At 41.5% G+C, this 2,055-nt stretch carries 1 protein-coding gene; it reads right to left on the bottom strand.

Going from position 1 to position 2,055, the window contains the following annotated elements; translation table 11 throughout:
- Positions 1–300: 300 nt before the first annotated feature.
- Positions 301–1,296 carry a c-type cytochrome gene (locus tag CXF69_RS00515; RefSeq protein ID WP_102078934.1) on the bottom strand — a complete coding sequence of 332 codons (996 nt, stop codon included), beginning with the start codon at positions 1,294–1,296 and terminating at the stop codon, positions 301–303.
- Positions 1,297–2,055 lie beyond the last annotated feature (759 nt).

The raw sequence follows: 2,055 nt of genomic DNA, 5'->3' as shown, positions 1-2,055 counted from the left end.
AAGGTGTCTTGCTATTTTTTTTAAGATTACTGCTTTGAGCAGTAATCAGGGCTATTATCATTAGGCTCAAACAATTGATTCTTGCCTTGTTCATGCTCAGGTTTTGGGTTAAAGTCTCACTAAGTCTGTTAAAGTTTGGCATGGTCTGATTCGTCTTAAAAATTACTATTATGCCTTTGCTTTAACAGACTTTTTGTTTTTTTGTCGTGTGCAGAGCTATTTGTCTTAACTATCTATGATAAAAAAGCCAAGTTATTGAATAGCTGGGCTTTTTTATGGTCTGACTTATAAGCTTTTCAATTAACGACGCACATCTTTTGGTGCATCGCCATTTGGCCAATCTTTGTCTTTATTGGCTTTGACAGGGCGCGGCAAATGGGTAAAGTAGGCGGCAATATCGACCGCTTCTTGATCGCTTAGTGTATTGCCCTGACCGAACGGCATTTTACCTTTAATAAAGGCCGCGGCGGTATATGTACGCGCCATGCCTGCGCCATCATTAAAGGATTTATCGCCAGCTACCGCAGGATAGATATAAGTACCATCGTCATTATATTGACCTTCGCCATTATCACCGTGACAAACGCTACATTTTTCTGCAAATAGCTTTTCACCCGTTTCAGGGTTTGGCTCTAACTCTTTATTCACTTTTACAAAACCGCGACCTTCAGGTGATACCCCAAATGGCATATCTTGCGACAACCAGCTCATATAAGACACCATCGCATTCATATCATCTGAATCAAGATCGAGTGCTTTACCATTCATCGAACGCTCAAAACAACCGTTAATACGCTCTTGAATGGTATTGACGCGACCTGCGCGTGAGCGATAAATCGGGTAAATACTTGGCATATTGTTCCAAGGTGCAGCATACGCTTCTGAGCCATTGCCTAGGTGACAGCTGGTACAGTTAAGCTGGTTACCAACGTTATTCGGCAGCTCTTTATAAGTATGGTTGGCAAGCTGTAGACCGCGGCGTACGGCAGCGCCATACTCATCATCTGGAATGGTCGATTCGTCTGGCATCTTAATGGACGGCTTACCGCTTGCTGCGCCTGCCGCATCACCGCCGCCTGCGCTAGCGCTCATATCACTGGCAGCTGGCATATTACCTTTTAGCGTTTCGGCACGGGCTTCGAGGGCTTTAACGCGAGCCAAGGCTTCTGCTTCTTCCAAACGGTCAACGGCTTTGGTCTCATTGCTATTACTACAGCCGGCCATACTGACGGCGCTGATGGCAAAGATAGTGGCTACTAACAGGGAGGAGGGCTTAGCACGTGGAAAGTTTATCATTGGAATATCCTTATGTTAGAAAATAATATGTAAATCTATATTTATATGATAGCTTGGTCGTCATGATGGCAAAACTTATTTTAAGATTTTAGCTAAATAAATGGCTCGGATTCCAGTATTGATCAATGCCAACATAGTTGGCGTCATATCATTCAGCTTATCGCTACTGCCTAATATTAGCTATTAATCCGCTTGATTCTGCCTATCAAAACTCGACCAGTAATTAATCTGTAATTTGCTAGTAACATAATTGTATCAAATACAAATACGTAAAGTGTTTTTAAATTGAAAAAGAACACTAAAGCGACAAATGATGCCAACAGATGGTGAACGTTCTAAATAGCAAGGCATACTGTTTTTACTAAAAGCGCGTAAATATGAAAATATTTACGCGCTTTTTTTTGATGAAGATATTTTTATATAGTAATTGCAAAATAAAATCGATACGTTAGTATTCCCGTGCTAATGGGATAGATTTTTCTTGCTTGCTGTTCGCAGGCGTAACAGAGGCTGCAAAAAACTCACCCCATTAGCACTTTGTATCGGTTTTAGATCGAATAGACGACAGCTGTTTAACTTATTCTCTGCACACGACAAAAAAATCATCCCCACCCGATTTTCATAGGTTTAGGGGTTAAAAAGCTAACTAACTGTCGAAATACAGTCTTATCATTGTTAAAGAACACCAAGTGAAGGCCCTCAATCAACACATCCAGGCCAAGCGCAAACAAACTGGCTTGAGGTCGAGCGTTTGACTTT

The sequence above is a fragment of the Psychrobacter sp. Choline-02u-9 genome, assembly GCF_002836505.1.
In the GTDB taxonomy this organism is placed as follows: Bacteria; Pseudomonadota; Gammaproteobacteria; order Pseudomonadales; family Moraxellaceae; genus Psychrobacter.
Note: the sequence above shows the minus strand (reverse complement) of the source record. Positions and strands in the feature narration are given on the sequence as shown.